A 26861-nucleotide genomic window follows, 5' to 3' on the forward strand; every position below is an offset into this window, starting at 1 on the left:
GTAGCGCCTTCGCGGGGATGACGGCTGATAATCGTTCCTGAAAACTCACCAGTTCTCAATAGCCTGCTGACTGCTGGCCGCCGAAGACGCCCTTCGCCCAGGCGCCGATGCGGTGGCGCCACTGTTCGTGCCAGATATAGACGCTGCCCTTGACCCAGTTCATCTGGATCGCGCGGCGCTGGCCTTCGAAGGGATAGTGGCCGTGCCAGGAGGTGTCGCTGCGGCGGAAGCACATCAGGGTGCCTTCCTCCGGCGGGACCTCGGCGGCGTAATCCTCCAGGTTCTGGGAGCGCAGGATGCGCAGGCGGCCGCCGGTCGCCTCCCAGGGCGGGTTCATGTAGATCAGCACGGTGATGACCTTGCTGGCCGAATCCGGATGGATCTTGCCGTCGGTCGGCCGGCACATGCCGCGCGCCGTGAACATGGTCGGATACTTCGACAGATCCAGATCGAACTTGTCGGAGAAGGCCTTGCAGACCTCCGGCCCCTTCAACTCGCCGATCATCCGGTCGAAGCTCGGCCCCTGCGGGAAGACGCCCAGCGGGATCGAACCGGGCTTGTCGACCTTGGGATAGTCGCGGTGCAGCTCTTCAAGAAACTCCCGCTTCACGAAACCCGGAACGCACAGGAAATCATAGGGATCGTGCTGCAGGGGGGTGGCGCGGAATTTGTCCAGATCAAGCATGGACATGGCTACGGAACTCCCAAAGAGCGTGCCGACGATGGCTTTGCCCCCCAAAACCGGCGTCACTTAACCACGACGGAAGTTTTATGCAACAGGTTTGTCTGGGAAGCACAATTCTTGCCGCGCCCGCCATTCGGGGCCGACATAGTTGACGATGATCGATTTGCGCACGCCGTCGATCGGACGTTTCTCGAACCCATGCCAGGTATTGCTTCCGGGGATGAAGATCAGCCCCTCGTTGAAGGCGTAGGGCGCGCGGGCGACCACCGTCCGGCTCTCGTCCAGCACGTCGGTGCCCCAGTGCGAGCAGTTCGGCCCCTTCGAGAGATAGATCAGCATCGTGTATTTCTTGACGCCGATGTCGGTGTGCGGCTCCAGCCAGAAGCCGTCGGTGTCCTGGCAATATTCGATGCGCAGGCTGGTGCCGGTCAGGTCGACGTTGCAGGTCTTCTGGATCGCGTCCACCACCGGGCGGCTCTGGAAGGCCTGGGCCACCGTCTCGCACACCGCGTACCTGCCGCGGTTCTCCTCGCCGAAATAGGTGCGCGACGCGTTGTTGGTCTCGCGCTTGCCATAGGTGTCGGACACCGGGGGCGGACCCCAGGGCAGGTCGGCGATGGCGTCGGCGGACTCCTCCGGCAGTGCCTCGGACAGCAGCCAGTGATTGTACGGCTGGTCGAACAGCCGGCTGTTTTCCAGGCAACGCAGGAAGGAGGCGGAAACGGCGTCGGGGGTGGTCATGGCGGCGAAGTTCCGGATGGAAGGACGGCCCCGGACCGTGCTTTTCGGAGACGGCCGGTTCGTCAGCGCTTATGGCACGGCCCACGGCGGAACTCCGCACCCAAACCGGTCTTACCAGCGGGGTGCGCGCATTGGTCGCGCCGCACCCCGCCGGCGTCATCAGGACAGGCCGAAGCGCTTCCGGTGCAGGGACAGGCGGCGGCGCACCTCGTCGGCCACCACCTCCGTCTCGTTCAGCGGCGCATAGTGCCAATGGTCCAGGGAGCCGTCGAAGGGCCGCGTGATGCCGTCCTGGTACAGCCCGTCATGGAAGGCGCGGAACTTGGGCGATCCGCCCTCCAGTTCGATCACATAGACCGGCTTGCCGGTGGAGCAGGCCTCCGACGTCATCGACACGCTGTCGCAGGTCACCACCACCGCATCCGCCAAACCGAGATAGGCGAAATAGGGGTTCTCGCCGGTGCCGTCCCACACCTCCGCCGGCAGGCCGGACAGGCGGGCGCGCAGGATCGCCTCGTTGTCGGCGCCGGTGCGGCGCGACGGGGTGACCATCAGCCCGGCGCCGTGGCTGCGCGTCAGGTTGGCCAGCCGTTCGGCCACGTCGCCCATGATGGTGGGCGTCAGGCGGTAGACGCCGTTGTCGCCGCCGATCAGCACGGCGATGCGCGGGTGCGGCAGATGGGCCAGCCGTGGAGCGAATCGCTGTGCCGCGTCGGCCAGGATGGCAGGAGTCACCCGGTGCAGGGCGCCGCGGGTCACCAGCACATTGTCGCCGCGCAGCTTGTCGTGGCGCGGCACGACGACGAGGTCGAACCGGCGCGGGTTCATCACCGGATCCTGGATCTGGACGGTGAAGGTCCGGCCGCCCGACTGGCGGCGCACCGCCAGCGAGACGGCGATGGACTGCCGCCCGGTGCCGATCAGCACGTCGGGCCAGGGCGGCTCCACCGGATCGCCCTTCGGACCGGCGGCGAAGCGGTTGCCGATGCGCCAGTAGGGGGTCAACTGGCGCCAGGGCGTGCGCAGGTGGACGCGCTTGACGACCGGCGTCAGGCCAAGCGACTCCGCCAGGCCGATGCACTGGTTTTCCATGCCGGCCTTGCCGTCCGACACGACCCAGCAGGTAAGGGGCCAGCAGGTCAAAGGTTGCATGAGAACTCGGATCGTTGAGGCTGCGAAGGGGATTGCGGCGAAAAGACCGTTATCCGGGTTGCTCGCCCTTGCGGGGGTTTCCGTCTTGGCGTAGACACCATGCCCGTGTAATATCCTTTCTCCAAATCACCCCCGGAGCGACCGAGTAAACCATGCGGCGGGTCAAACTCGACCGAATTGACCGTCGGATTCTGCGTGATCTGCAGAACGACGGCCGGATGACCAATGTGGAGCTTGCCCGACGTGCCGGCATCTCCGCTCCGCCCTGCCTGCGCCGCGTCCGCGCGCTGGAGGAGGCGGGATTCATCCGTGGCTACCACGCCGACGTCAACCCCGATGCACTGGGGTTCGGTGTCACGGTGTTCGCCCAGGTCGGCCTCAGCAGCCAGGCCGAAGCGGACCTAAAGAAATTCGAGGAGCTCGTCAACAGCTGGCCGCTGGTGCGTGAGTGCAACATGCTGGCCGGCGAATATGATTTCATCCTGAAGATCGTGGCGGAGGACTGGGACGACTACCAGCGCTTCCTGACGACCAAGCTGACGGCGGCCCCCAACGTCGCCCATGTGAAGTCGGCCCTGTCGATCCGCACCAGCAAGCACACCCCCGGCGTTCCCATCGACGTCGATTCGCCCGACATCCCGGAAGGGACCGAGGACGACGAGGACGAGGATTTCGTCGAGGACGAGACCGAGACGCCCGCCCGCGCCACCCGGCGCTGAGCGGGGCAGGGGCTCGTTTTACAGGGAAGATGCGGCGAGCGCCTGGAGCAGGCCCGCCGCCGCTCCCCCCAGCACCACCCAGTGGATCGCCATGTTGCGGCGGGTCAGCGCATAGAGCGCGGCCAGCATGATGGCCCAGGTCCAGATCAGGTGCCCGGCCGTCTGGCCGTCCGGCAGCAGCACAGCCACACCCAGATAGACGCCTAAGTTCAGGATCACCCCCACCACCGCCGCGGCGATGGCGGCCAGCGCCCCCGTGGCCAGACGGTTGTGGATCAGCCGCTCCACATAGGGCGCGCCGGCGAAGATGAACAGGAAGCAGGGCAGGAAGGTCAGGTAGGTCGTCAGCGCCGCCCCCAGCGTCCCCGCCAGCGCCGGCGACAGCGCGCCCGGCCGGTTCCAGCCGGCGAAGAAGCCGACATATTGCGTCACCAGGATCAGCGGACCCGGAGTCGTCTCGGCCAATGCCAAGCCGTCGACCATCTCGCGCGGGCCGAGCCAGCCATAGGCGTCCACCGCCTGCCCGGCGATGTAGGGCAGCACGGCATAGGCGCCGCCGAAGGTGACGAAGGCAGCCTTGGTGAACAGCGCCGCGATGCCCCGCCAGGGATCGGTTCCGAAGGCCAGCAGGACCGCCACGACCGGAACCAGCCACAGCAGCACGAACAGGCCCGCAAGGGCCGCCAGCCGGCCGCGTCCCGGCGCCGGCTCCACCGGGCCGGCATCGCCGTCGGCCAACGGATGCGGGTGGGCGAACCAATGGCGGCCCATGCGTGCCGCCACGCCGCCGACCACCGCCGCCGCGCCGATGACCAGCGGGAAGGGCAGGTGCAGCGCGAACAGCGCCAGGAAGGCGGCTCCGGCCATGGCGACGGCCGCCGGCCCCTTCAGCGTGCGGCGGCCCATCCGCCAGACCGCGGCGGCGATGATCGCCACCACCGCCGGCTTGATGCCGTCGAACAGCGCAGCGACCGGTCCGGCGTCGCCATGGGCGGCGGCGATCCAGGACAGGGCGAGCAGCACCAGCGCGCCGGGCAGCACGAACAGCCCGCCCGCCACCAGCCCGCCTCGCACGCCATACATCCGCCAGCCGATGTAGGTGGCGAGCTGTTGGGCCTCCGGGCCCGGCAGCAGCATGCAGAAGTTCAGCGCATGCAGGAAGCGGGTCTGATCGATCCAGCGGCGGCGGTCGACCAGCTCGCCCTGCATCATCGCGATCTGCCCGGCCGGCCCGCCGAAGCTGGTCAGCCCCAGCCGCAGCCAATAGAGACAGAAGGCGCCGAAGGGCGGAGTGGGGGAGGGGGATTCGATCATGATCCCGCACCCTAGCGCAAACGCCGCCGCAAGGCAGCCGCCGCAGGGAAGCCACCGACACCCAATCCCGGCGATGGGGACAATTGCGGGGCGCCCATGGTCTTCCGCATCGCGGAGGTTTAATATTGCAACCGCGAGCGCCGCCGTCGTGGCCGGCGCCGGACGTCGGGGACGTTGCAGAATGAAGGCTTCCGCCCGCGGTCGCGCGGCTGTGTTGGGCGCGGCGTTGTGTGCCGGTGTCGGGTTGACGGCTCTTGGACAATTGGCGCTGGCGGGGCCGGCGCAGGCCGCCGTCGGCGTCCATGCCGAAGAGATCGTGCGTTTCCCGTCCGTCGACGGGGATCTGACCGGTGGCGCGCCGACGATGCTGAGCGGCCGGCTGCTGCGCCCCGCCGGAAACGGCCCGCATCCGGCGGTGGTCATGCTGCATGGCTGCGGCGGCCTCTTTGCCCGCAACGGCCGGGTGTCGCCGCGCCATGTCTGGTGGGCCACCCACCTGCAGCGGCAGGGCTTCGAGGTGCTGATGGTCGACAGCTTCGGTCCACGCGACGTGGAGGAGGTCTGCACCACCGCGCTGAAGGACCGCACCGTCCGCGCCACGGTGGAGCGCAAGCGCGATGCCTGGGCGGCGCTGGCCTTCCTGCGCAAGCGGCCGGAGGTCGACCATGACCGCATCGGCCTGATCGGCTGGTCGCAGGGCGCCGGCACTGTGCTGGCCGCCTATGGGGCGGGCGAGGGTGGGCCGGCCGGGACGGAGGAGGGCGGCTTCCGCGCCGCCGTCGCCTTCTACCCCGGCTGCAGGGCGCCGCTGAGCGACGAGGACTGGCAACCCGACGGCCCGCTGCTGCTGCTGGTCGGCGGCAAGGACGACTGGACCCCGCCGGAGAGCTGCGTCGAGCTGGCCGGCCGCGACGGGGTCAAGGACAAGGTCGATCTGGTGGTCTATCCCGACGCCTATCACGGCTTCGATGCGCCGGACGCCCCGGTGCGCAAGCGCCAGGACCTCGCCACCGCCCCCGGCGGCACCGCCCATGTCGGCACGAACGAAGACGCCCGCTCGGACGCGATCCGGCGGGTGATGGAGTTCTTCAAGGAGAAGCTTGGGGGGTGAGGGGGCGGCGGCCCCTTACCGAGAATCCACCCTGTGCATCCCCCTCACCCCGACCCTCTCCCCGGGGGGGAGAGGGGGATTTTGGGGGAGAGGGTTACACCCTCAACGGAACTCGACCGAAACGATCTCGTACAGCTTGGAGCCGCCGGGGGTGGAGACCTCCACGCTGTCGCCGACGGCCTTGTTGATCAGGGCGCGGGCCAGCGGCGCCTGGATCGACAGAAGGCGGTTCTTGATGTCGCTCTCGTCCTGGCCGACGATCTGATAGGTCGTCTCCTCGTCCGTGTCCTGGTCGGCCAGGGTCACGGTCGCACCGAACTTCACGGTGTTGCCGGTCAGCTTGGCCGGGTCGATGACCTCCGCCCGGCTGATCTTGTCCTCAAGCTCCAGAACGCGGCCTTCAATGAAGCTCTGACGTTCGCGCGCCGCGTGATATTCGGCGTTTTCCGAAAGGTCGCCATGTTCGCGGGCTTCCGCGATGGCTTTGATGACCGCCGGGCGTTCGGTGATCTTAAGGTGCTTCAATTCCTCCTGGAGGCGGTTGAAGCCCGCCGCTGTCATCGGAACTTTTTCCATGTTCGGTCCATCACCGCTTGCAGTCGTTCGACCTGTCCAAAGCGACATCAAGGACGAAGACGGCGCGGAGGAGGTCCGCCGCGCCGTCGTCCGTCCTTAATACGATCCGCTAAGGTACGACTGCAACGGGGCGACTTCAAGGCTGCCGTTCCGGAGTGCGGCAATCGCTTCCACCGCCGCGCGTGCTCCCGCTACGGTGGTGTAATACGGAATGTTGTAGGTCAGCGCGGTGCGACGCAGGCTGAAGCTGTCGGCCAGCGCCTGAGCGCCTTCCGTGGTGTTGATGACCAGATGCACGTCGCCGTTGATCATGGCGTCGACGATGTGCGGCTGGCCTTCCACCACCTTGTTGATGGTCTCCGCCGGCACGCCGGCATCGTTCAGCACCTTGGCGGTGCCGGACGTGGCGAGGATGCGGAAGCCCATCTCGTGCAGCTTCTTGGAGATCACCGCCAGCGCCGGCTTGTCGTGGTCCTTGACCGAGACGAAGACGCTGCCCTTGACCGGCAGGGTGACGCCGGCGCCGAGCTGCGCCTTGGCGAAGGCGAGCGCGAAGTTGTGGTCGAGGCCCATGACCTCGCCCGTCGACTTCATCTCCGGACCCAGCACGATGTCGACGCCGGGGAAGCGGGCGAAGGGGAAGACCGCTTCCTTCACCGCGGTGTGCGGCGGGGTCGGGCCGTTCAGGGTGAAGGCGCCCAGCTTCTCGCCCGCCATGACGCGGGCCGCGATCTTGGCGATGGCGGTGCCGGTGGCCTTGGCGACGAAGGGCACCGTGCGGCTGGCGCGCGGGTTGACCTCCAGGATGTAGACGGTGCCGTCCTTGACCGCGAACTGCACGTTCATCAGGCCGACCACCTTCAGCGCATGGGCGAGCGCGTCCGACTGGCGGTTGATCTCGGCGATGATGTCGGCCGGCAGCGTGTAGGGCGGCAGGGCGCAGGCGCTGTCGCCGGAATGGATGCCGGCCTCCTCGATGTGCTCCATCACGCCGGCGACATAGACGTCGGTGCCGTCGCAGACGACGTCCACGTCGACCTCGATGGCGTCCTGAAGGTAGCTGTCGATCAGCACCGGGTTCTTGCCCGACACCTGCACGGCGGTGCCCATGTAGCGCTGGAGCCCGGCCATGTCGTGGACGATCTCCATCGCCCGGCCGCCCAGCACGTAGGACGGGCGGATGACGACCGGGAAGCCGATGCGGGTGGCGACCGCCTCGGCCTCCTCCAGAGAGCGGGCGAGGCCGTTGGCCGGCTGCTTCAGGTTCAGCTCATGCAGCAGCTTCTGGAAGCGCTCGCGGTCCTCGGCCAGATCGATGGCGTCGGGCGAGGTGCCCAGGATCGGGATGCCGGCGGCCTCCAGCGCGGCGGCGAGCTTCAGCGGGGTCTGGCCGCCGAACTGCACGATGCAGCCCAGCACGGTGCCGTTGCGCTGCTCGACCCGCACCAGTTCCACCACGTCCTCGGCCGTCAGCGGCTCGAAATACAGGCGGTCGGCGGTGTCGTAGTCGGTGGAGACGGTCTCCGGGTTGCAGTTGACCATGATGGTCTCGATGCCGGCCTCCTGCAGGGCGTAGACGGCATGGACGCAGCAATAGTCGAACTCGATGCCCTGGCCGATGCGGTTCGGACCGCCGCCGAGGATGACGACCTTCTTCGCTTCGGTCGGCTCGGACTCGCACTCCGCCTCGCCGGTCCCGTCGGTCTCGTAGGTCGAGTACATGTAGGGGGTGGCCGACGCGAATTCGGCGGCGCAGGTGTCGATGCGCTTGTAGACCGGGGTGACGCCGGCCATGCGGCGCGCCGCGGCAACCGCCGCCTCGCTGGTCTTGGCCAGCTCGGCCAGACGGGCGTCGGAGAAGCCCATCTGCTTCAGCTTCAGCCAACCGGCCTTGTCGGTCGGCAGGCCGCCGTCGCGGATCGTCGCCTCGCGGTCGGTGATCTCCTTGATCTGCTCCAGGAACCACGGGTCGTACTTGGAGACGGCCTGCACCTCGTCGATGGTGAAGCCGTGGCGGAAGGCCTGGGCGATCACCAGCAGGCGGTCGGGGGTCGGGGTGGCCAGCGCGCCGCGGATGGCGGTGCGGTCCGGGTTCTCCTCCCCGCCGATCTTCAGCTCGTTGAAGCCGGTCAGGCCGGTCTCCATCGAGCGCAGCGCCTTCTGCACCGACTCCTGGAAGGTGCGGCCGATCGACATCGCCTCGCCCACCGACTTCATCGAGGTGGTCAGCAGCGGCTCCGACCCCTTGAACTTCTCGAAGGTGAAGCGCGGCATCTTGGTGACGACATAGTCGATCGTCGGCTCGAAGCTCGCGGGCGTGGTGCCGGTGATGTCGTTGGTCAGCTCGTCCAGGCGGTAGCCGACGGCCAGCTTGGCGGCGATCTTGGCGATCGGGAAGCCGGTGGCCTTCGACGCCAGCGCCGAGGAGCGCGACACGCGCGGGTTCATCTCGATCACGATCAGGCGGCCGTTGGCCGGGTTGACCGCGAACTGGACGTTCGACCCGCCGGTGTCCACCCCGATCTCGCGCAGCACCGCGATCGAGGCGTTGCGCATGATCTGGTATTCCTTGTCCGTCAGCGTCAGCGCCGGCGCGACCGTGATCGAGTCGCCGGTGTGGACGCCCATCGGATCGATGTTCTCGATGGCGCAGACGATGATGCAGTTGTCGGCGCCGTCGCGCACGACCTCCATCTCATATTCCTTCCAGCCCAGCACCGATTCCTCGATCAGCACCTCGCCGACCGGGCTGGCGCGCAGGCCGCCGCGCACGATGTCCTCGAACTCCGCCCGGTTGTAGGCGATGCCGCCGCCGGTGCCGGCCAGCGTGAAGCTGGGACGGATGATCGCCGGCAGCCCGACGATCTCCAGCGCGTCCATCGCCTCGTCCAGCGTGCGGACCATGCGCGATTTCGGCGACTCCAGGCCCAGCTTGTCCATGGCGTCGCGGAACAGGATGCGGTCCTCGGCCTTGGCGATGACGTCACGCTTGGCGCCGATCATCTCCACGCCGAGCCGCTCCAGCGTGCCGTCGTCGGACAGCGCCATCGCCGTGTTCAGCGCGGTCTGGCCGCCCATGGTCGGCAGCAGGGCGTCGGGACGCTCCTTCTCCAGGATCTTGGCGACGACGGCCGGGGTGATCGGCTCGATGTAGGTGGCGTCGGCCAGACCGGGGTCGGTCATGATGGTGGCCGGGTTGGAGTTGACGAGGATGACCCGATAGCCTTCCTCGCGCAGCGCCTTGCACGCCTGAACGCCGGAATAGTCGAACTCGCAAGCCTGTCCGATGACGATCGGACCCGCGCCGATGATGCAGATGGATTTGATGTCGGTGCGTTTGGGCATGGGTCCGCTTCTCTGAAGTGTGGTCAGCCGAAAACCCCCCGGCGCCGGAGGACCGGAGACGGAGAGCGGGGATGGGCATGTCGTGCAAGGCCCCCTTATAGGGGGTTCCGGGCCGGGGGGGAAGGGGTGGCATGGATGCCACCCTCGCATGACTGAATCTCGGGCAGGACAGTTCCGGCCCATGCGGCCCTTGAACCGATGGGGAAAGGGACGCATCAATTCCCATTCTCCCGTTTCGCATACCCTTTGGAGATACGCCCCGATGAGCCACGCATTCGCCAAGGACAGCCGCGCCTGCGCCGCCTGCGTCTCGTGGGGCGGGGAGCGCGCGCTGTCGGAGGACAACACGCTGGTGTACGTCGCCCGCCACGGGGTGGAGGGCGAATGCCGCACCGCCAGCAGCCAGGACTACCGCCGCATCACCAAGGGCTATCACACCTGCACCGCCTGGGCGCCGCTGCCGATGCTGAAGAAGCATGGCGGACGGATCGGCCACACGCCGGCGGGACAGGCGCACACGCTGGTCACCGCCGCGGCGTCGCGGCCGGTGCCTCCCGTCTCCCAACCGGTGCCGGCCGCCGCCGCCTTTGCCGACGCGCCGGTGGCGACGCCGGTGCTCGACGTGCCGCCGCCGCCCTGCCGGGCCGACCCGATCGATGTGGAGCAGTCGCCGCAGGTCCGGGTGCTCTACACCCACTGGCTCCGGCTGAAGCGCAAGCGCCGCATGCCGCTGGCGACCGAGATCGACACCTCGCAGGTGCGCGAGAGCGTGCCGCGCATCGCCCTGATGGAGCCGACCGCCGACGGCAGCGACTTCGTCTACAAGTCCTGCGGCCGCGCCCTGCAACGCCGGCTGGCCGAGCGGCCGACGACGCGGCGGGTGACCGACTGCCATCCGGAGCAGGCGGCGCAGCGCTGGCTGTCCGACCTGCGCGCCTGCCTGGAGAGCGGCGAGCCGCGCTGCCTGCTGGTGCGCGACGACCCGATGCTGCCGGGGGCGAAGTTCGTCGAACTGCTGCTGCCGCTGGCCGATGTCGAGGGTGGTCCGGCAACGCGCGTGCTCGCCTACCGCCACGTGCCGGGCGGTTGAGGAGCGGCGGGGATGGGCGAGCAACCTAAGGAAGGACCGCCGCAGAATGGGCCAGGACCGGAGATCGTCGGCGTCTGGCCGGCGGCGGTGTGGATCATCGTCGGCGCCGGGCATTACTTGAACGATCCCGATCATTTCGCCGGCTGGAAGGGCGCTCTGTATTTCGTGCTGGGTACGGGGGTGGTGGCGCTGGTCGGCGGCATCGCCGGCCTGTCGGCCCGCCGCACCGTAGGCGGCATCCAGGAACGCCTGCTGAAGGAGGTCCGCCATCGGCGCGATTGGGCGAGTTGGTGGGTGGCGTTGGGTTTGCGCGGCTTGGTGGGCTTGGGCGAGGCGGTGCTGGTGACGCTGCTGGCTCTGTGGGTGGTGGCGATGCTGGGGTAGGTGTCGGCTTCGAATGCCCCCACGTTTCCCGTGAAACGCAAACAGCCCCGCTCCTTCCGGAGACGGGGCTGTTGCAGCAACCTGATCCTTACTTGGCGCTGGTCTTCATGCTCCAGCCCGGCTCCACGCCGTGCATGTCGGGCAGGCGGTGGGCGATGCCCTTGTGGCAGTCGATGCAGGTGTTCTCGCCGGTGAACAGGTAGGTCTCGTGCATCTTGGCTGCGCGCGGATTCTGCTTGGTGATGTCCATCGAATCGGCGCTGTGGCAGTTGCGGCATTCCAGCGAGTTGTTGTTCTTCAGCCGCGCCCATTCGTGCTCGGCCAGCTCGCGGCGCTTGTCCAGGAACTTCTCGCGGGTGTCGATGGTGCCGAAGATCTTGCCCCAGACCTCCTTCGACGCCTGCATCTTGCGGGCGATCTTGTCGGTCCATTCATGCGGGACGTGGCAGTCGGGGCAGCTGGCGCGCACGCCCGACCGGTTGGTGAAGTGGATGGTCTGCTTCAGCTCCTCATAGGGATTGTCGCGCATCTCGTGGCAGCTGATGCAGAAGGCTTCCTTGTTGGTGGCCTCCAGGGCGGTGTTGAAGCCGCCCCAGAAGACGACGCCGGCGATGAAGCCGCCCAGCGTCAGGAAGCCCAGGCTGAAATGGACGCTGGGACGGGCGAACAGCCGCCAGAGGCCCAGCAGGGCGGAGCGGATCGTCATTTCTGGCCGCCTTGGGCATGGCCCAGGACCGAGTCGAAGTCTTGGAAGCTGTTGGGAACGATCGGCTGGGCGTCGGTCTGCGGCACATGGCACTGGGTGCAGAAGTAGCGGCGCGCCGCCACCGTGCCCAGGGTCTGGCCGTCACGGTCCTGGAAATGGGTGACCGACAGCATCGGCGCCTGCGAGCCGGCCGTGTTGCGGCGGTCGTGGCAGGTCAGGCACTTGTTGATGTTCAGGTCGATCTGGTAGTCGCGGATGGCATGCGGGATCAGCGGCGGCTGGTCGGCGTAGTTGCGCACGCGCTTCTGGTCGTCGGTGATCTCGCGGTGGGTCGCCTCGGCCGGGACATCCAGCGTGATCGGGTGGTTGGCGGAGGGGACCTTGATCCCCCCGACCGTGCCGGTGCCGCTGGAAACGATGCCGCTGGAAACCGCGGGCTTGTCGGCGGCCACGCCGTTGGTGGCGACGCCGATGGTCAGGGCCGGAACGCCGGCCAGAAGGGCCAGCGCGGCAATCAGGAAACGGGTCTTCATGATGCCGACACTCCTCAGGCGTTCACGGGCGTGATCTTGACCGCGCATTTCTTGTAGTCGGTCTGCTTGCTGATGGGGTCGGTGGCGTCGAGCGTCACCTTGTTGATGAGGACCGTCTGGTCGAAGAAGGGGACGAAGACCAGGCCGCGCGGCGGCTTGTTGCGCCCGCGCGTCTCGACCCGCACCCGCACCTCGCCCCGGCGGGAGGTGACGCGCACCTCCTGGCCGCGCCGGACGTTCAGCTCCTTGGCGTCGTCGGGGTGCATGAAGACCACGGCATTGGGGAAGGCCTTGCGCAGTTCGGGAACCCGCATGGTCATCGACCCGCTGTGCCAGTGCTCGATCACGCGGCCGGTGCTGAGCCAGAACGGATAGTCGGCATCGGGCGCCTCGGCCGGCGGCTCGTAGGGCAGGGCGAAGACGTTGGCCTTGCCGTCCTTGTTGCCGTAGAAGCGCATGCCCTCGCCGGCCTTCACGTAGGGGTCGGAGCCCTCGCGGTAGCGCCACTTGGTCTCCTTGCCGTCCACCACCGGCCAGCGCAGGCCGCGTTCCTGGTGGTACTGTTCGAAGGGCGCCAGGTCGTGGCCATGGCCGCGGCCGAAGGCGGCATATTCCTCGAACAGGCCCTTCTGGACGTAGAAGCCGGCTTCCTTGGCCTCAAAGTTGTTGTAGTTCGGGTCGAGGTCGGACAGCGGGAAGCGGTCGACCTGACCGTTGCGGAACAGCACGTCGTAGAGGGTCTTGCCGCGCAGCTCCGGCTTCTTGTTCAGCAGTTCCTCCGGCCACACCTCCTCGATCTGGAAGCGCTTGGAGAACTGCATGATCTGCCACAGGTCGGACCGCGCGCCGTCCGGCGCATCGACCAGCTGGCGCCACAGCTGGGTGCGGCGCTCGGCGTTGCCGTAACCGCCCTCCTTCTCCACCCACATGGCGGTGGGCAGGATCAGGTCGGCGGCCAGCGCCGTGACGGTCGGGTAGGGATCGGAGACGACGATGAAGTTCTCCGGGTTGCGGTAACCGGGGAAGGTCTCCTTCGCCGTGTTCGGGGCCGTCTGCATGTTGTTGTTGCACATGACCCAGTAGGCGTTGAGCTTGCCGTCCTTGAGCATGCGGTCCTGCTGGACGGCGTGGTAGCCGACCTTGTCGGGGATGGTCCCCTCCGGCAGCTTCCAGATCTCCTCGGCGTGTTTGCGGTGTTCGGGGTTGGTCACCACCATGTCGGCGGGCAGCCGGTGGGAGAAGGTGCCGACCTCGCGCGCGGTGCCGCAGGCCGAGGGCTGGCCGGTCAGCGAGAAGGGACCGTTGCCGGGTTGGGAGATTTTGCCGGTCAGCAGGTGGATGTTGTAGACGAGGTTGTTGGCCCAGACGCCGCGGACATGCTGGTTGAAGCCCATGGTCCAGAAGGACACGACCTTCACCTTCGGGTCGGCGTACAGCTCGGCTAGCGCCTCCAGCCGGTTCTTCGGCACGCCCGACAGCTCGTGCGCCTTGTCCAGCGTGTAGGGTTCGACGAACTTGGCGAACTCGTCGAAGGTGATCGGATCGGAGTCGTTGGCCTTGGCGGCGTTCTTCGCCTTCTGCTCCAGCGGGTTGTCGGGACGCAGGCCATAGCCGATGTCGTCGCGGCCGCGCTTGAAGTTGCAGTGCTTCTCGATGAACTCCTTGTTCACCCGGCCGGTCTTGATGATGTGGTTGGCGATGTAGTTCAGGATCGCCAGGTCGGAACCGGGGGTGAAGACCAGGCCGATGTCGGCGAGGTCGAAGCTGCGGTGCTCGAAGGTGGAGAGCACGGCGACCTTGCAGCCGGGGTGGCTGAGGCGGCGGTCGGTGACGCGGGTCCACAGGATGGGGTGCATCTCCGCCATGTTGGAGCCCCACAGCACGAAGGCGTCGGCGTTCTCCATGTCGTCGTAGCAGCCCATCGGCTCGTCCATGCCGAAGGTGCGCATGAAGCCGGCCACCGCCGACGCCATGCAGTGGCGGGCGTTCGGATCCAGATTGTTGGAGCGCAGCCCGGCCTTCATCAGCTTGGAGGCGGCATAGCCCTCGTAGATGGTCCACTGGCCGGAGCCGAACATGCCGACGGCGGTCGGGCCCTTCTTCTTCAGGGTCTCCTTCCACTTCTGCGCCATGATGTCGAAGGCGGCATCCCAGGTGATCGGCTCGAACTCGCCGTCCTTGTCGAACTTGCCGTCCTTCATGCGCAGCAGCGGCTGGTTCAGCCGGTCCTCGCCATACATGATCTTCGACAGGAAATAGCCCTTCACGCAGTTCAGGCCGCGGTTCACCTCGGCCTTCACGTCGCCGTGGGTGGCGACGACGCGGCCGTCCTTGACGCCGACCATCACGCTGCAGCCGGTGCCGCAGAAACGGCAGGGCGCCTTCGACCAGTTCAGCTTGGCGCCTTCACCGGTCAGGATGTTGGCGGCGGAGGCGGGCAGCGAGATTCCGGCCGCCGCGGCGGCGGCAGCGGCGGCTTGCGCCTTCAGGTATTCGCGGCGGGACAGGAACATGGCAAGGAGACTCCAGTCTTGGAGGAAATTCGGTCGGAAGAGCGGATGCGGCGCGCCCGGATGGCGGTGCCGTCAGGCGGCGTCGATCGCGTCCGCGGGTTCATAGTGGTGGTAGACCATGGTGGTGCTGTGCACGCCGGGGACGGCGTTCAGCACGGCGATGCGGTCGACGACCTCGGCCGCGCTGGCGGTGACCAGGGTCACCACCGCCTTGCCGTTCTCCGCCGCGCACCACTCCAGCCCGGCGACGGAGGCCGCCGCCTCGCGCACCGCGTCGGTGCGGTCGGGGCTGTGCTGGATGACGAGGCTGGAGATGTGGACTTCGGGGGCGCGGGGCATGTCGGGGACTCAGTGGGTGAGGAGCTGGTACATCCAGATCGAGAAGCCGTAGGCGGAGACGGTACCGACGGCGATCAGCGGCCAGACCAGGAATGCCAGCCACAGGAACATCAGCCCTTCGGCCCGGCGGGTCGGGGCCGGCGCGGAGTCGGTCGCCTTCCGGTCGGACGGATGGGACAGGACGGGGGAGGGGATGGGCCTCATGGTGACACTCTCGGGCAGAGCGGGAATGGATCGGGCGGGAACGGTTTGAGCCGGTCGCGGCAACCAGTCCTTCTGGTTGGTCCTTAGGTACCGGTTTTCGGTCCTGAGTATCGGTACTTTCCGGTGGGCTGGAATTGATGCAGGTCAAGCGAGGCCATACACGCCCTGTGACGGAATGGCGCCTTGCGCCGCGCGGGCGCTCCGGCCCCGGCTGCGCTAGACTGGCGCCGAGGGCATGAACCGGAGGCTCCGGTTTGCGATAGGATGGACCATGGATTTGCTGCGCTCCTACTGGTCGTCGGCCGAACTGGTGACCAACGGGTTGATTCTCCTTCATCTTTTAGGGGCTTTGGCGGTCGGGCTGCTGCTGGGGTACGAGCGCAGCTATCACGGCCGGGCGGCCGGGATGCGGACCTATGGGCTGGTCTGCCTGGCGTCGGCCGCGCTGACGGTGGTCAACGCCTACCCGTCGATGTGGTATGGCGGCATCGGGACGCAGGGGGCGGCGCAGGGGGTGGCGCTGGCCGGCGATCCGACGCGGGTGATCCAGGGCATCGTCACCGGCATCGGCTTCCTCGGCGCCGGGGTCATCATGCGCGAAGGGCTGTCGATCCGCGGCCTGTCCACCGCCGCGTCGATCTGGGCGACCTCGGCCATCGGCATCATCATCGGGCTCGGCTTCTATGCGGCGGCCGTCGCCGGAGCGGTGCTGTCCATCCTGGTGATGAGCCTGCTGCGGCCGATCGAGCGCCTGCTGCCCCACCAGTCGGTGGTCCATCTGATGCTGGTTTTCCCCCGCGACAAGGCGCCGCCGCCTGAGGCGTTGCGGGCGCAGGCCAAGGCGCACGGGTTCGAGGTGATCGACTGGGCCTTTCACCTCGCCAGCGGCAGCGGCCAATTCGAATGCCAGCTGGTGCTGCAGGGAAAGGGCGATCCCGATCCGATGGCGCTGGTCGGCGCCCTCGCCTCGACCGACGCCGTCGTTGAGTTCAGGCTGTCCCCCTCGCGCATCTGAGCCGGTCTGAAAAAGCACGGAAATTCAGGAAGACAAAATGCATACCAGCTTAATCTTTTCCTAAAACTTTAGCTTTATCGATGCCTTACGATGACGACGGACTTGAACAACGGCCGTGGAGGCGGAAGCGGGAAAGGCTGTTTGCCGGCCCGGCGGTCCGTCGGCGGCGCATGCGACGCGGCTCCCGCGGCTTCGATGTCCGTTCGTCTTCGCCGGATCGCAAGGCTGTTCGTCCTGCTCTGGGCGGCCCTGCCGTGGTTCGCCGGTGTGGCGCATGCGGCGGGAGCGGCCGTGGAGCCCTTGCTGCTTGGCCCCACCACCACCAGCGCGACTCTGGCCGGCCATTTCGCCCGGCTGATCGATCCCGACCGCAAGATGGACTTCGCCGAGGTTCTGAACGCCGATGCCGAGGGCGGGATGGAGCCGCGGGAGGATTTCCGCGGCGCCGGCCAGACCCGCGACATCCATTGGTACCGCTTCGACCTGATGCGCGCCCCCGGCGCCCCGGCGGACTGGCTGCTGGAGATGGGCGAGGCCTATATCGACCATCTCGACCTGTTCATTCCAAAGGCGACGGCAGCGGCAAAGGCGGCGGGGGGCCGGCCGCAGGAGGCCGCCGCCTACCGGCTGGTCCGGCTGGGCGATTTCGTCCCCTTCAGCCAGCGGCCGATGAAGACCCGTCTGCACGCCCTGCCGCTGACCCTGCCGGAGGGAAAGCCGGTGTCGCTCTATCTGCGCATCGATTCGGTCAGCGCCATCCGCCTGTCGGCGCGGGTGTGGTCACCCTCCGCCTATATCGGCCACCAGACGACCGATCTGCTGTTCCAGGGCCTGTTCCTGGGTGTGCTGGGCATCCTGGTCCTGGGCTATGTCGCGCTTGGCCTGCTTCTGCGCGACGGTGCGCTGCTCGCCTATACCGGCTATGTCGCCACCGTCTTCTGTTACTACCTGTTCGCCAACGGCATCGCCGCCACCCTGCTGCCGGACCTGCCGGGCTGGTTCATGAACATGATGGTGGGCAGCAGCGGTTTCCTGGGCTTTGCCGCGGCGCTGATCATGTGGGTCTATATTCTCGACCTGCGGACCTGGGCGCCCTGGCTTCGCCGCTGTTACCAGGGGCTGGCGCTGCTGGCCCTGCTGATGTTGCCGTCGACGGTTTCACCGCTCTATGCCCTGACCAATCCGGTGGTGACGGTGTCGGCGCTGATCGTGGTGGTGATTGCACTGGTGCTGACCGCGCGGATGGCCTGGCTGAATCGCGGCGACCCGACTCCGCGCTTCTATCTCGCCAGCACCCTGGTGTCGCTCACCGGATTGACGATGGCGCAGATGATCCTGCGCGGTGTCCTGCCCGCCGACTTCTTCTTTGCCGATCCCTATCAGGTCGCTTCGATGCTGGCGGTGCTGGTGCTGGGCATCGGTCTGGCCTTGCGCATCGGCCGCCTGCAGACGGAGCGGCTGCGCGCCCGCGAGGAATCGGCTTTCGCCACCAAGCGTGCGGAGGAGCAGCGCAGCTTCGTCGCCATGCTGTCGCACGAGTTCCGCACCCCCCTGGCCTCCATCGACAGCGCCGCGCAGATGATCGAGCTGTCGGGCGCGGTGGAGGCACCGTCGGCGGTGACCCGGCTGCAGCGCATCCGCAACACCACCCGCAAGATGGCGGAACTGGTGGAACTGTTCCTGTCCGCCGATGCGCTGGACCAGGGGGCGCTGGCCCTGAAGCCGGAGCCGGTGGCGCTGGGCCAGTTGTTGGAGGAGGTTCGGGCCGGCCTGACGGGGACGGAGGCGGAAGAGCGTCTGGAGTTGTCGGTGGAGGTCCCCGACCGCGCTCTGCTGGCCGACGCGCCGTTCCTGGGGGTGGCGATCGGCAATCTGGTGCAGAACGCACTGCGCTACTCGCCTCCGGAAACGCCGGTTCGGGTGAGCGCCGGCGAGGATGGGGGCGGCATCGTCATCCGCGTCGCCGACCGGGGCCTCGGCATGAGCCCCGACGAGGTGGAGCGCATCGGTTCGATCTATTTCCGCGCCTCGTCCTCGCGTGGGACCAAGGGGTCGGGGCTGGGGCTCTACATGACGCAGAAGATCGTCGCCGCCCATGGCGGAACTTTGACGGTGGAGAGCGTGCGCGACGAGGGCTCCGTCTTCACCATCAGGCTGCCCGATGACGGCGGAAAGCTGCCGGCCGTCGGCAGGCTCGCCGCGCAATAGCGGCGGTGGTTCAGTAGAGCGACTTCGGGATCCGCTCGGCCAGCGACCGGTCATAGGCGTCGCCGCCCTCGCGTCCGGCGCTGGCCTCCGCCAGCAATGCGCCCACCGACGGCAGGTCGCTCCGCGGTACCTGGGCCGCCGGGTCCCACAGGCGGGAGCGCAGCAGGGCGCGGGCGCACTGGAAGAACACCGTCTCGATGGTGACCACCAGCACCGACTTCGGCGCCTTGCCGTCGACGGCGAAGCTGCCGCACAGCGCGGGATCGGTGTCGATGACCGCGCGGCCGTTGACGCGCAGGGTCTCGTTCAGGCCCGGCACCAGGAACAGCAGCCCGACCCGCGGATCGGCCAGGATGTTGCGCAGGCTGTCGATGCGGTTGTTGCCGCGGCGGTCGGGGATCAGCAGGGTTCGGTCGTCCGCCACCCGGACGAAGCCGGGCCCGTCCCCGCGCGGTGAAGCGTCCAGCCCGTCCAGTCCGCTGGTTGCGAGGATGAGGAAGGGCGAAGCCTCGATCAGCGCGCGGTAGCCGGGGGTCAGCGCCGGCACCTCCTTGGCGATGGAGGCGGTGGCCGGCTCGCCATAAAGGGCTTCCAGTGCGGCGATGTCGGTGATGCGGCGGCTCATTTCGACTCCAGCAGGAAATAGACGAAATCCAGCACCGGAGTCGCCAGCCCAAATTGGCCCAGCAGCGTGTGGGCCTGTCCGCGATGATGGGTCTGGTGGTTGAAGACGTGGGTCAGGATCTGGGCGAAGGGCAGCTCATAGGGCGCGCCGGCCATGCTGCGGTAGGAGAGGACCGACTCGAACCGCTCCGCCGGAGTCGCGGTGACCACGCGCAGGATGCGCTCGTCCTCCGCCTCGCGGGCGGCGCGCAACGCGGCGAAATCGTCATGCAGGATCTCGTCGAGCGACGACGGCTTCGGCCCGCTGCACTCGATCCGCTCCAGCCAAACCCGGTCGGCGACCAGGATGTGGTTGAGCGTGCCGCATATCGAGCCGAAGAAAGCGCCGCGATCCTCGCGGAACTGGGCGTCGGACAGTTGCGCCGCCGCGTCGTACAGGCGGCGGTTGGCCCAGCGGTTGTAGCGGGCGAGGGTCTCGAAATGCGGCTTGGGATCCATGGGGAGCCTCTTACGGGGGAGAGAGGATCAAACCCCCGCGCGCTTGGCGGACAGGCCGGCGTGGGACAGCAGGACTTCGCGCTTGCCCTGGTGGTTGGCCGGGCCGACCACGCGCTCGGTCTCCATCCGCTCGACCAGGCGTGCGGCGCGATTGTAGCCGATCTGCAACTGACGCTGGATGAAGCTGACCGACACCTTGCCCTCGCGCACCACCAGATTGACGGCTTGCATGTAGAGGTCGTCGCCGGTCGCGGCAGAACCGCCCTCCTCGTCCTCCACCGCGGCGGTTTCCTCTTCCTCCTCGGTGATGGCGGTGACGTAGTTGGGTGCGCCCTGGGCCTTGACGTATTGCACGATCTCCTCGACCTCCGAATCGGAGACGAAGGGGCCGTGGACGCGGGTGATGCGGCCGCCGCCCTGCATGTACAGCATGTCGCCCTGGCCCAGCAGCTGTTCCGCCCCGGCTTCGCCCAGGATGGTGCGGCTGTCGATCTTGCTGGTGACCTGGAAGCTGATGCGGGTCGGGAAATTGGCCTTGATGGTGCCGGTGATGACGTCGACCGACGGGCGTTGCGTCGCCATGATCAGGTGGATGCCGGCGGCGCGCGCCATCTGGGCCAGACGCTGGATCGCCGCTTCGATCTCCTTGCCGGCGACCAGCATCAGGTCGGCCATCTCGTCGACGATGACGACGATGTAGGGCAGCGGCGTCGGCTCCGACGGGGTCAGGTCGAAGACATTCTCCGGCTCGCCCGGCGCCGGGGTGCGGCGCGGCATCTTCTCGCCGGCGGCGATCATCTCCGTCATGCGGGCGTTGTAGCCCTCGATGTTGCGCACGCCGAGCTTGGACATCGCCTCGTAGCGGCTTTCCATCTCGCGCACGGCCCAGCGCAATGCCACCACCGCCTTCTTGGGATCGGTGACGACCGGGGTCAACAGGTGCGGGATGCCGTCATAGACCGACAGCTCCAGCATCTTGGGATCGACCATGATGAAGCGGCAGCGCTCGGGCGGCAGCCGGTAGAGCAGCGACAGGATCATCGTGTTGATCGCCACCGACTTGCCCGATCCGGTGGTGCCGGCGACCAGCAGGTGCGGCATGCGGGCGAGGTCGGCCACCACCGGCTCGCCGCTGATGTCCTTGCCCAGCGCGATGGCGAGCTGCGCCGTGGTGTTGCGGAAGGCGTCGTGGTCGAAGCTTTCGCGCAGGTAGACCATCTCGCGCACCGGGTTCGGCAGCTCGACGCCGATGACGCTGCGGCCGGGGACGATGGCGATGCGGGCGGTGACCACGCTCATCGAACGGGCGATGTCGTCGGTCAGGTTGATGACGGTGGCCGACTTGGTGCCGGGGGCCGGCTCGAACTCGTACAGCGTCACCACCGGGCCGGGGCGCACGTCCATGATTTCGCCGCGGACGCGGAAGTTCTTCAGGACGGTTTCCAGCATCCGTGCGTTGCGGGCCAGCACCGATTCGTCATGCTGCTGGACCGGGCGCGGCGGCGGGTTCTGCAGCAGCGAGACGGCGGGCAGCGAATAGACGGCGGGATACTCCACCGGCTCCGCCGGAGCGGCGGGCGCGGCCGGGGCGCAGGGTGCCACCGCCGCCGGCATGGGGGCTGAAACGGAGGTTGCGGCAGCCGGGGCGGCCTCGCACGGGGCGGTGGCGGGCGCTTCGGCCTCCGCCGGGTCGCGCGCCTCATAGGCCCATTCGACGCCCGACAGGAAGGCGAAGCCGGCGACCACCGCCAGCGCCTCGTCCGAAAGGTTGGTGGAATAGACGGTGCCGGCGCGCGGCGTGCCGGGCAGAACCTCCACATCCCACATCACGCGGCCGTCGGGGCGCGGGTTGGGGACGAGGTTGAAGGGGCGGCCGTTCAGCGCGCACCACAGATTGAACTCGTCGGCGGTCACCACGCCCGCCTGGGTGGGCGGGGCGGCGAGATGCGGCATACGCGGGGTCATGCCGAGGCTCCCGGCTTCTGAACGGTGAGGGGGACTGGACCGGAGGAGGAGCCGCCCGGCAGGGGTCGGCGCGCAGCCAGTTCGCGCGGCGTCATCTCGTAGGCGGCGACCAGCAGCTTGTCGATGCTGACCCCGTCGCTGGACATCGGCAGCACCAGCCGCTCGAAGCTGCGGGTGCGCCCGCCGAAGACGGCGGTGTGGACACGGGCGACGGGCAGCCGTTCGCGGCGCACCGTCTCGTATTCCGGCTGCAGCAATGCCCGCTGTTCCGGCGGCAGGTCGTCCAGCGTGGCGCCCAGGCGCGACTGGCCGAAGGCGGCGGCCAGCGCCTTGCCGTAATAGGAATAGACGAAGGTGCCGGATTCCTCTCCGATCACCTCGAACACGGCGATGTTGTCCTTCCACGGCCGCAAATCGGCCGGGGCGATGCTGCTGGGGACCGGCGGACGGCCGGCGACGGATTTGGTGAGCCAGAATTCGAGCAGGCCGCTGAGATACGGCGTCGCCAGCTCGGTTCTTTCCTTGGTCATGACAATCGCAGCTGGACGGGCGGCGCTCCCGCGCGGTGACGCCGCCGGAGCTTTCAAGAGCCGCCCGAACCATACCCGCAAGCGCCGGTGCGGCGCAACCGCAAGGGCTAAGCCCGGCAGCGGCGCCGCATCCCCGCTTTTTACCGGCCGGCGTTTACCCGCGCTTCATCAGGCCGCGCCCATCAAGCCGCACAGGTGACGCCGGTCCCGCCCAGCCCGCAATAGCCGTTGGGATTCTTGGCGAGATACTGCTGGTGATAGCCTTCGGCGAAGTAGAAGGGCGGGGCCTCGCGGATCTCGGTGGTGATCGGGCCGTAGCCGGCCTGGGCCAGCCGTTCCTGGTAGGCCGCCAGCGTCGACTCCGCCGCCGCCTTCTGGGCAGGGCTGTGGGTGTAGACGGCCGAGCGGTACTGGGTGCCGACATCGTTGCCCTGGCGCATGCCCTGGGTCGGGTCGTGCGATTCCCAGAAGACGCGCAGCAGATCCTCGACCTTCACCATCGACGGGTCGAAGACGACGCGCACCGCCTCGGTGTGGCCGGTGCGGCCGGAGCAGACCTCCTCATAGGTCGGGTTCGGGGTGTGGCCGCCCTGATAGCCGACGGCGGTCACCCAGACGCCGGGAAGCTGCCAAAATTTGCGCTCCGCCCCCCAGAAGCAGCCGAGCCCGAGGTCGATGACCTCCAGCCCCGGCGGGTAGGGGCCGGTCAGGCGATGGCCGTTGACGTGATGCTGTTCGGGAACGGGAACGGGTTGGCTGCGGCCGGGCAGCGCCTCCTCCGGCGTCGGCAGCGTCGCCGGCTTGCGCAGAAAATGCCCCAGCATGGTCGGGTCTCCCATCAATGACGATCCGGTGGATCGATGACGATCCGTTGGAGTGACCACTTATGTCGGGTGGAGTCCGGGCCGCGGCAAGGTGGCGCAGGGGAAGGGTGTGCCAGTGAACCTTCGGGCGGTTCCAGGCGTTTGACCTGTATCTCGCAAGGACCTTGAAGAAGGAAAAGCCATCATGGCCAGCACCGCCGACGACCGCCTCATCCAATCGCTGATCGACCGTGGCCGCCGCAACGGCAACCGCCTGAGCGCCGAAGCGCTGGGTGAACTCCTGCCCGTCGATACCATGACCCCGGAGGAAACCGCCGCGGTGATCGAGCGGGTGGAGGCTGCCGGAGTCGAGGTCGAACTGGACGATTCCCGCCTGATGCGGGGCCGCCCCAATCCGGCATTGGCACGCCGGCGCGGCGACTATCACCGCGGCGACGGAGTCGTCGATATGGCGAACCCGGCGGCTCCGGCGGTATCGGCTCCGGGTGCGGTGCCGTCGCGCCATGGCTGGGCCGACGACATCGCGGACGGCCATGCCGGCGGCCATCACGGCAATGCGCCGACCTGGATGCGTGACGGCGTGGAACTGCTGCCGCTGGCCTCGATGGCCGTGGTTGCGGTGGTGTTGATCGCGGCGCTCGGTTAAGCCGGCTTACCCGGCGGCCAGCGCGTGGATGAGGATGGCGGCGGTGGCGGCGACGTTCAGCGACTGGACGCGTCCGCTGCCGGGGATGGTCAGCACCGCCTCGCACGCCGCCAGACTGGCCGGCGGGATGCCGTCCTCCTCGTTGCCCAAGACGACCGCCGGGGGCTTTGCTCCCTGCTTGCCGCGCCAACCGGTCAGTGCGCCGGCATCGACCGTCGGCCGGGTCTGGTCCAGCGCCGTTCCGAACACCCGGTGGCTGGCGCGCAGCCGCTTCAGCACGGCCGGCAGGGCGGGCGCGCGTTCAAGCGTCACCCACTCGAACCCGCCCTCCGCCACGCGATAGGCCGCCTCCGACGGCAGGGCCTGGCCGGGATGGTCGGAAACCAGCACGCGGGGCAGGCCGAAGAAGGCGGCGGTGCGCAGGATGGCCCCCAGATTGTGCGGATTGCCGACCCCGTCCAGGATCAGCAGCGGCTCCGCCGCCCGGCGCGCGGTCTCCGTATCGAACAGCGGCAGCGTCCGCGGCGCCATCAGCGCCACCACCCCGCCATGCAACACGGTGCCGGCGACCTTCGCCAGTTCGTCGCCCTCCACCATGCGGTAGGGCTTGCGGGCCGCCGCCATCGCCTTGCAGAAGGCGCCCACCGCCGGTTTCAGCCGATCGTCGAAGAACAGGCGCTCCACCCGCTCCGGCTCATGGGTGAAGAGGGCGGAGACGGCCGACAGCCCGGCGACGCGGAACAGCTTGCGGGATTCGGTGGGCTCCGGGGCTGACGAGGGGACGGGGGCGGCGGTCCGGGTACGGGCGCGGCTGGGTTGGGGCGGGCGCCCGCGCGGAGGCATGGAGGTCCTGTCTGTCTGGAAAGAAGTGGCGGCTTACAGCAGCTTCACCACCAGGAAGCCGCCGATCAGCGCCACCGCGAACACGCTGGTGACCAGGGTCAGGCGCTTTTCGATGAAGGCGCGGATCGGCGGGCCGAAGAAATACAGCAGAGCCGCCACCAGATAGAAGCGGATCGACCGCGAGATGATCGAGGCGCCGATGAACACCCACAGCGGCAGATGCGCGACGCCGGCGGTGATGGTCAGCAGCTTGTAGGGAATGGGCGTCATGCCCTTGATGATGAGGATCTCGGCCCCATACTCGACGAAGGTGTGGCGCAGCTGCTCGAACTTGTCGGTCAGGTGATAGAACTCGATCACCCAGCGGCCGATCGTCTCGTACAGGAAATAGCCGATCATGTAGCCGGCGATGCCGCCGACGACGGAGGCCAGCGTGCAGATCGTCGCCAGCTTCCACGCCGCCTTGCGGTTGGCGATGACCATCGGCACCAGAAGCAGGTCCGGCGGCAGCGGGAAGAAGGAGCTTTCGGCGAAGGACACCCCGGCCAGCCAGGCCGTCGAATCCTTCGACGCGGCCTTGGCCATCGTCCAGTCGTAAAGACGCTTCAGCATGAATGGGCCGTCCTTCGTCGCTGCCGTTGCGGTGCACGAGGCATCTTTTAGGCGCGACGGTCGCGGTGCGCCAGTGCCCAATTCGACCGCCCCCGGACAGGGTGAAGCCCTCCGGAGGCGTTAGCCCGTTCCGGCCGGACCCGTGCCGGGCTTTTCTTCAGGAGCTTCCTCCTTCAGCACCTCGTCCAGCCAGCGCAGGTGCGGCTCGGCGGCCTTGCGCGCCTCTTCCTGGGTCCGGCGGTAGCGGGCGACCACTTCCTGGCCCAACGGGGTCAGGCCGGCGCCGCCGCCTTCACGCCCGCCGACGCTGGTGCGGATCACCGGTTCGCGGAAGGCGGTGTTCATCGTCTCCACCAGGAACCAGGCGCGGCGGAAGGTCATGTCCAGCGCGCGCGCGGCGGCGGAGATCGAGCCTGTGCGGTCGATGGCCTCCAGCAGGGCGATCTTGCCGGGGCCGATGGCGCCCGACGGGTGCAGGAAGCGGACACGAAGGTCGGCGGGCATGGTGTTCCGTTACGAATCCGAAAGGGATGGGAACAACCATGTGGGGTCCGCCCCACCGGTTCAAGCGGCAAGTGGGGCGAAAGGGGGCGCCGCCGATTGGGGGTGCGATCCGCCGCACCCCCGGCCTAGATCGCACCTACTCCGCCCCGGCGGCCTCGGCGAGCCCCAGGAAGGCGGGCAGATCGTGGGTGATGACATAGGTGGGGATCGGGGCCAGGAAGTCGCGCATGCGGCCCTTTTCCGTGAAGCGCTTGCGGAAGCGGGAGTGGGTGAACAGCGTCCCCAGCTTCGGCACGATGCCGCCGGCGATATAGATGCCGCCGCGCGCGCCCAGCGTCAGGGCGAGGTTGCCGGCGACGGTGCCCAGCATGGCGCAGAACATCTCCACCGCCTCCACGCAATGGGGCTCGCTGCCGGTCATGGCGTTGTCGGCCACCTGGGCGGGGGTGAGGGCGGCCGGTTCCCGCCCATCCAGGATCGACAGCGCGCCATAGAGGTTGACGAGGCCCGGCCCGGACAGCACCCGCTCGGCCGAGACATGGTCGAAGCTCTTGCGCAGCTGGCCCAGCACGGCGCTCTCGCGGTCGCTGATCGGCGCCATGCTGACATGGCCGCCCTCGCCCGAGAGCGCGGTCCAGCGGCCGTTGGCGCCCGGCACCAGACCGGACACGCCCAGCCCGCTGCCCGGCCCCAATACCCCGACGACGGCCCCTGGCTGCGGCGCACCGTCGCCGATCTGGCGCCGGTCCTCGTCAGCCAGACGCGGCACCGACAGGGCGACGGCGGTGAAGTCGTTGATGACGGCCAGCCCGTCCAGCCCCAGGGCGTCGCGCACCCGGTTGACGGAGAACTGCCAGACCAGATTGGTCATGGCGATGTGATCGCCGGTGACCGGCCCGGCCACCGCGAAGGCGCCGCGCCGCGGCCGGCCGGGGGTGCCGACCGCCGCAAGTCCGACCGCCGACAGATAGGCGGTGGCCGCATCCTCGATCGAGGAGTAATCGGCGCAGCGCAGCACGCGGGTGTCGCGCACGATACGGCCGTCGATCAGGCCGAAGCGGGCATTGGTGCCGCCGATGTCGGCAACCAGAATGGGGGCGAGGCTGGAGGCGAGACTGGGGGCGGAGGAGAGGTCGGCGGCCATGGATCCGGGTCTGCGCTGTTGGTGGGCCGAGCGGAT

The 26861-nt window shown here is 68.2% G+C and carries 27 protein-coding genes; 7 read left to right on the plus strand and 20 right to left on the minus strand.

Features of this window, described 5'->3' with window-relative positions:
- Positions 1–55: 55 nt before the first annotated feature.
- The 3 genes from FZ029_RS14655 to FZ029_RS14665 form a co-directional block, all read right to left on the minus strand.
- Entirely contained in the window at positions 56–691 is a 636-nt protein-coding gene (locus tag FZ029_RS14655) for a 2OG-Fe(II) oxygenase (RefSeq protein WP_149197805.1), read from the minus strand.
- A gap of 78 nt (positions 692–769) precedes the next feature.
- Positions 770–1426 (minus strand): 2OG-Fe(II) oxygenase, encoded by a 657-nt coding sequence (locus tag FZ029_RS14660; RefSeq protein WP_149269877.1) that lies wholly within the window; start codon positions 1424–1426, stop codon positions 770–772.
- A 159-nt stretch (positions 1427–1585) separates the two neighbouring features.
- Complete coding sequence (locus FZ029_RS14665; protein WP_149269878.1) at positions 1586–2578, minus strand: mitochondrial fission ELM1 family protein; 993 nt, start codon at positions 2576–2578, stop codon at positions 1586–1588.
- 152 nt (positions 2579–2730) lie between these two features.
- Between FZ029_RS14665 and FZ029_RS14670 the strand changes: the two genes are divergently transcribed.
- On the plus strand, positions 2731–3297 hold the full coding sequence (locus FZ029_RS14670) for an Lrp/AsnC family transcriptional regulator (RefSeq protein WP_149269879.1): 567 nt from the start codon (positions 2731–2733) through the stop codon (positions 3295–3297).
- 18 nt (positions 3298–3315) lie between these two features.
- Here FZ029_RS14670 and chrA read toward each other — a convergent pair whose 3' ends face one another.
- Complete coding sequence (gene chrA, locus FZ029_RS14675) at positions 3316–4611, minus strand: chromate efflux transporter (RefSeq protein ID WP_149269880.1); 1296 nt, start codon at positions 4609–4611, stop codon at positions 3316–3318.
- 181 nt (positions 4612–4792) lie between these two features.
- Here chrA and FZ029_RS14680 point away from each other — a divergent pair, with 181 nt between their 5' ends.
- Positions 4793–5722 carry a dienelactone hydrolase family protein gene (locus FZ029_RS14680; protein WP_247892311.1) on the plus strand — a complete coding sequence of 310 codons (930 nt, stop codon included), beginning with the start codon at positions 4793–4795 and terminating at the stop codon, positions 5720–5722.
- A gap of 102 nt (positions 5723–5824) precedes the next feature.
- Here FZ029_RS14680 and greA read toward each other — a convergent pair whose 3' ends face one another.
- Together greA and carB are read right to left on the minus strand one after the other, a co-directional pair.
- Positions 5825–6298: a transcription elongation factor GreA gene (gene greA / locus FZ029_RS14685; protein ID WP_085090382.1), complete on the minus strand. Its 474-nt coding sequence runs from the start codon at positions 6296–6298 to the stop codon at positions 5825–5827.
- A gap of 96 nt (positions 6299–6394) precedes the next feature.
- Positions 6395–9643, minus strand: a complete 3249-nt coding sequence (gene carB / locus FZ029_RS14690) for a carbamoyl-phosphate synthase large subunit (protein ID WP_149269882.1) — start codon at positions 9641–9643, stop codon at positions 6395–6397.
- A gap of 262 nt (positions 9644–9905) precedes the next feature.
- On the opposite strand from carB, the gene FZ029_RS14695 reads away from it, so the two are divergent.
- Both FZ029_RS14695 and FZ029_RS14700 read left to right on the plus strand, forming a co-directional pair.
- Positions 9906–10733, plus strand: coding sequence for a hypothetical protein (locus FZ029_RS14695; protein WP_149269883.1), 828 nt, complete (start codon positions 9906–9908; stop codon positions 10731–10733).
- Between the two features lie 12 nt (positions 10734–10745).
- Complete coding sequence (locus tag FZ029_RS14700) at positions 10746–11117, plus strand: hypothetical protein (protein WP_149269884.1); 372 nt, start codon at positions 10746–10748, stop codon at positions 11115–11117.
- A gap of 88 nt (positions 11118–11205) precedes the next feature.
- Here the strand turns inward: FZ029_RS14700 and FZ029_RS14705 are convergent, their stop codons facing one another.
- From FZ029_RS14705 to FZ029_RS14725, 5 genes are all read right to left on the minus strand, one after another.
- Positions 11206–11823, minus strand: coding sequence for a cytochrome c3 family protein (locus FZ029_RS14705; RefSeq protein ID WP_149269885.1), 618 nt, complete (start codon positions 11821–11823; stop codon positions 11206–11208).
- Positions 11820–12356, minus strand: coding sequence for a nitrate reductase cytochrome c-type subunit (locus FZ029_RS14710; protein ID WP_174757210.1), 537 nt, complete (start codon positions 12354–12356; stop codon positions 11820–11822). The genes FZ029_RS14705 and FZ029_RS14710 overlap by 4 nt, the downstream gene beginning before the upstream one ends.
- A 14-nt stretch (positions 12357–12370) precedes the next feature.
- Complete coding sequence (gene napA / locus FZ029_RS14715) at positions 12371–14869, minus strand: nitrate reductase catalytic subunit NapA (RefSeq protein WP_149269886.1); 2499 nt, start codon at positions 14867–14869, stop codon at positions 12371–12373.
- Between the two features lie 72 nt (positions 14870–14941).
- Positions 14942–15208, minus strand: a complete 267-nt coding sequence (locus FZ029_RS14720) for a chaperone NapD (protein WP_109075228.1) — start codon at positions 15206–15208, stop codon at positions 14942–14944.
- A 9-nt stretch (positions 15209–15217) separates the two neighbouring features.
- Positions 15218–15412, minus strand: a complete 195-nt coding sequence (locus tag FZ029_RS14725) for a periplasmic nitrate reductase, NapE protein (protein WP_149269887.1) — start codon at positions 15410–15412, stop codon at positions 15218–15220.
- Between the two features lie 271 nt (positions 15413–15683).
- On the opposite strand from FZ029_RS14725, the gene FZ029_RS14730 reads away from it, so the two are divergent.
- Entirely contained in the window at positions 15684–16427 is a 744-nt protein-coding gene (locus tag FZ029_RS14730) for an MgtC/SapB family protein (protein WP_149269888.1), read from the plus strand.
- Positions 16428–16622: 195 nt separating this feature from the next.
- Entirely contained in the window at positions 16623–18635 is a 2013-nt protein-coding gene (locus tag FZ029_RS14735) for a sensor histidine kinase (protein ID WP_149269889.1), read from the plus strand.
- Positions 18636–18645: 10 nt separating this feature from the next.
- Here the strand turns inward: FZ029_RS14735 and FZ029_RS14740 are convergent, their stop codons facing one another.
- From FZ029_RS14740 to msrA, 5 genes are all read right to left on the minus strand, one after another.
- Positions 18646–19260 (minus strand): pyridoxamine 5'-phosphate oxidase family protein, encoded by a 615-nt coding sequence (locus FZ029_RS14740; protein ID WP_149269890.1) that lies wholly within the window; start codon positions 19258–19260, stop codon positions 18646–18648.
- Positions 19257–19757 (minus strand): DinB family protein, encoded by a 501-nt coding sequence (locus FZ029_RS14745; RefSeq protein ID WP_149269891.1) that lies wholly within the window; start codon positions 19755–19757, stop codon positions 19257–19259. The genes FZ029_RS14740 and FZ029_RS14745 overlap by 4 nt, the downstream gene beginning before the upstream one ends.
- Positions 19758–19784: 27 nt before the next feature.
- Positions 19785–21722: a DNA translocase FtsK gene (locus FZ029_RS14750; protein WP_149197822.1), complete on the minus strand. Its 1938-nt coding sequence runs from the start codon at positions 21720–21722 to the stop codon at positions 19785–19787.
- Positions 21719–22252 carry a PAS domain-containing protein gene (locus FZ029_RS14755; RefSeq protein WP_149197823.1) on the minus strand — a complete coding sequence of 178 codons (534 nt, stop codon included), beginning with the start codon at positions 22250–22252 and terminating at the stop codon, positions 21719–21721. The genes FZ029_RS14750 and FZ029_RS14755 overlap by 4 nt, the downstream gene beginning before the upstream one ends.
- A 182-nt stretch (positions 22253–22434) precedes the next feature.
- Complete coding sequence (gene msrA, locus FZ029_RS14760; RefSeq protein ID WP_149197824.1) at positions 22435–23076, minus strand: peptide-methionine (S)-S-oxide reductase MsrA; 642 nt, start codon at positions 23074–23076, stop codon at positions 22435–22437.
- Positions 23077–23260: 184 nt separating this feature from the next.
- On the opposite strand from msrA, the gene FZ029_RS14765 reads away from it, so the two are divergent.
- Entirely contained in the window at positions 23261–23722 is a 462-nt protein-coding gene (locus FZ029_RS14765) for a hypothetical protein (RefSeq protein WP_149269892.1), read from the plus strand.
- A 6-nt stretch (positions 23723–23728) separates the two neighbouring features.
- Here FZ029_RS14765 and FZ029_RS14770 read toward each other — a convergent pair whose 3' ends face one another.
- The 4 genes from FZ029_RS14770 to FZ029_RS14785 form a co-directional block, all read right to left on the minus strand.
- Positions 23729–24565, minus strand: a complete 837-nt coding sequence (locus FZ029_RS14770) for an RNA methyltransferase (RefSeq protein ID WP_149269893.1) — start codon at positions 24563–24565, stop codon at positions 23729–23731.
- Between the two features lie 33 nt (positions 24566–24598).
- Positions 24599–25177 (minus strand): YqaA family protein, encoded by a 579-nt coding sequence (locus tag FZ029_RS14775; protein WP_085090362.1) that lies wholly within the window; start codon positions 25175–25177, stop codon positions 24599–24601.
- A gap of 120 nt (positions 25178–25297) precedes the next feature.
- Positions 25298–25681 carry a LysR family transcriptional regulator gene (locus FZ029_RS14780; protein WP_149197827.1) on the minus strand — a complete coding sequence of 128 codons (384 nt, stop codon included), beginning with the start codon at positions 25679–25681 and terminating at the stop codon, positions 25298–25300.
- A gap of 136 nt (positions 25682–25817) precedes the next feature.
- Complete coding sequence (locus FZ029_RS14785) at positions 25818–26825, minus strand: glucokinase (protein ID WP_149269894.1); 1008 nt, start codon at positions 26823–26825, stop codon at positions 25818–25820.
- Positions 26826–26861: the final 36 nt, after the last annotated feature.

Source organism: Azospirillum sp. Sh1 (assembly GCF_008365135.1).
Classification (GTDB): domain Bacteria; phylum Pseudomonadota; class Alphaproteobacteria; order Azospirillales; family Azospirillaceae; genus Azospirillum; species Azospirillum oryzae.

What these genes read in the sequence shown, in the direction of transcription:
- FZ029_RS14655 (WP_149197805.1), bottom strand. Translation starts at nt 691, where the DNA reads ATGTCCATGCTTGATCTGGACAAATTCCGCGCCACCCCCCTGCAGCAC.
- greA (WP_085090382.1), bottom strand. Translation starts at nt 6,298, where the DNA reads ATGGAAAAAGTTCCGATGACAGCGGCGGGCTTCAACCGCCTCCAGGAG.
- FZ029_RS14750 (WP_149197822.1), bottom strand. Translation starts at nt 21,722, where the DNA reads ATGACCCCGCGTATGCCGCATCTCGCCGCCCCGCCCACCCAGGCGGGC.
- FZ029_RS14720 (WP_109075228.1), bottom strand. Translation starts at nt 15,208, where the DNA reads ATGCCCCGCGCCCCCGAAGTCCACATCTCCAGCCTCGTCATCCAGCAC.
- FZ029_RS14775 (WP_085090362.1), bottom strand. Translation starts at nt 25,177, where the DNA reads ATGCTGAAGCGTCTTTACGACTGGACGATGGCCAAGGCCGCGTCGAAG.
- FZ029_RS14780 (WP_149197827.1), bottom strand. Translation starts at nt 25,681, where the DNA reads ATGCCCGCCGACCTTCGTGTCCGCTTCCTGCACCCGTCGGGCGCCATC.
- napA (WP_149269886.1), bottom strand. Translation starts at nt 14,869, where the DNA reads ATGTTCCTGTCCCGCCGCGAATACCTGAAGGCGCAAGCCGCCGCTGCC.
- FZ029_RS14770 (WP_149269893.1), bottom strand. Translation starts at nt 24,565, where the DNA reads ATGCCTCCGCGCGGGCGCCCGCCCCAACCCAGCCGCGCCCGTACCCGG.
- FZ029_RS14785 (WP_149269894.1), bottom strand. Translation starts at nt 26,825, where the DNA reads ATGGCCGCCGACCTCTCCTCCGCCCCCAGTCTCGCCTCCAGCCTCGCC.
- FZ029_RS14670 (WP_149269879.1), top strand. Translation starts at nt 2,731, where the DNA reads ATGCGGCGGGTCAAACTCGACCGAATTGACCGTCGGATTCTGCGTGAT.
- FZ029_RS14680 (WP_247892311.1), top strand. Translation starts at nt 4,793, where the DNA reads ATGAAGGCTTCCGCCCGCGGTCGCGCGGCTGTGTTGGGCGCGGCGTTG.
- FZ029_RS14705 (WP_149269885.1), bottom strand. Translation starts at nt 11,823, where the DNA reads ATGACGATCCGCTCCGCCCTGCTGGGCCTCTGGCGGCTGTTCGCCCGT.
- FZ029_RS14765 (WP_149269892.1), top strand. Translation starts at nt 23,261, where the DNA reads ATGGCCAGCACCGCCGACGACCGCCTCATCCAATCGCTGATCGACCGT.
- FZ029_RS14700 (WP_149269884.1), top strand. Translation starts at nt 10,746, where the DNA reads ATGGGCGAGCAACCTAAGGAAGGACCGCCGCAGAATGGGCCAGGACCG.
- FZ029_RS14740 (WP_149269890.1), bottom strand. Translation starts at nt 19,260, where the DNA reads ATGAGCCGCCGCATCACCGACATCGCCGCACTGGAAGCCCTTTATGGC.
- FZ029_RS14660 (WP_149269877.1), bottom strand. Translation starts at nt 1,426, where the DNA reads ATGACCACCCCCGACGCCGTTTCCGCCTCCTTCCTGCGTTGCCTGGAA.
- FZ029_RS14730 (WP_149269888.1), top strand. Translation starts at nt 15,684, where the DNA reads ATGGATTTGCTGCGCTCCTACTGGTCGTCGGCCGAACTGGTGACCAAC.
- FZ029_RS14665 (WP_149269878.1), bottom strand. Translation starts at nt 2,578, where the DNA reads ATGCAACCTTTGACCTGCTGGCCCCTTACCTGCTGGGTCGTGTCGGAC.
- carB (WP_149269882.1), bottom strand. Translation starts at nt 9,643, where the DNA reads ATGCCCAAACGCACCGACATCAAATCCATCTGCATCATCGGCGCGGGT.
- FZ029_RS14735 (WP_149269889.1), top strand. Translation starts at nt 16,623, where the DNA reads ATGTCCGTTCGTCTTCGCCGGATCGCAAGGCTGTTCGTCCTGCTCTGG.
- FZ029_RS14725 (WP_149269887.1), bottom strand. Translation starts at nt 15,412, where the DNA reads ATGAGGCCCATCCCCTCCCCCGTCCTGTCCCATCCGTCCGACCGGAAG.
- FZ029_RS14710 (WP_174757210.1), bottom strand. Translation starts at nt 12,356, where the DNA reads ATGAAGACCCGTTTCCTGATTGCCGCGCTGGCCCTTCTGGCCGGCGTT.
- msrA (WP_149197824.1), bottom strand. Translation starts at nt 23,076, where the DNA reads ATGCTGGGGCATTTTCTGCGCAAGCCGGCGACGCTGCCGACGCCGGAG.
- FZ029_RS14755 (WP_149197823.1), bottom strand. Translation starts at nt 22,252, where the DNA reads ATGACCAAGGAAAGAACCGAGCTGGCGACGCCGTATCTCAGCGGCCTG.
- FZ029_RS14745 (WP_149269891.1), bottom strand. Translation starts at nt 19,757, where the DNA reads ATGGATCCCAAGCCGCATTTCGAGACCCTCGCCCGCTACAACCGCTGG.
- chrA (WP_149269880.1), bottom strand. Translation starts at nt 4,611, where the DNA reads ATGATCGAATCCCCCTCCCCCACTCCGCCCTTCGGCGCCTTCTGTCTC.
- FZ029_RS14695 (WP_149269883.1), top strand. Translation starts at nt 9,906, where the DNA reads ATGAGCCACGCATTCGCCAAGGACAGCCGCGCCTGCGCCGCCTGCGTC.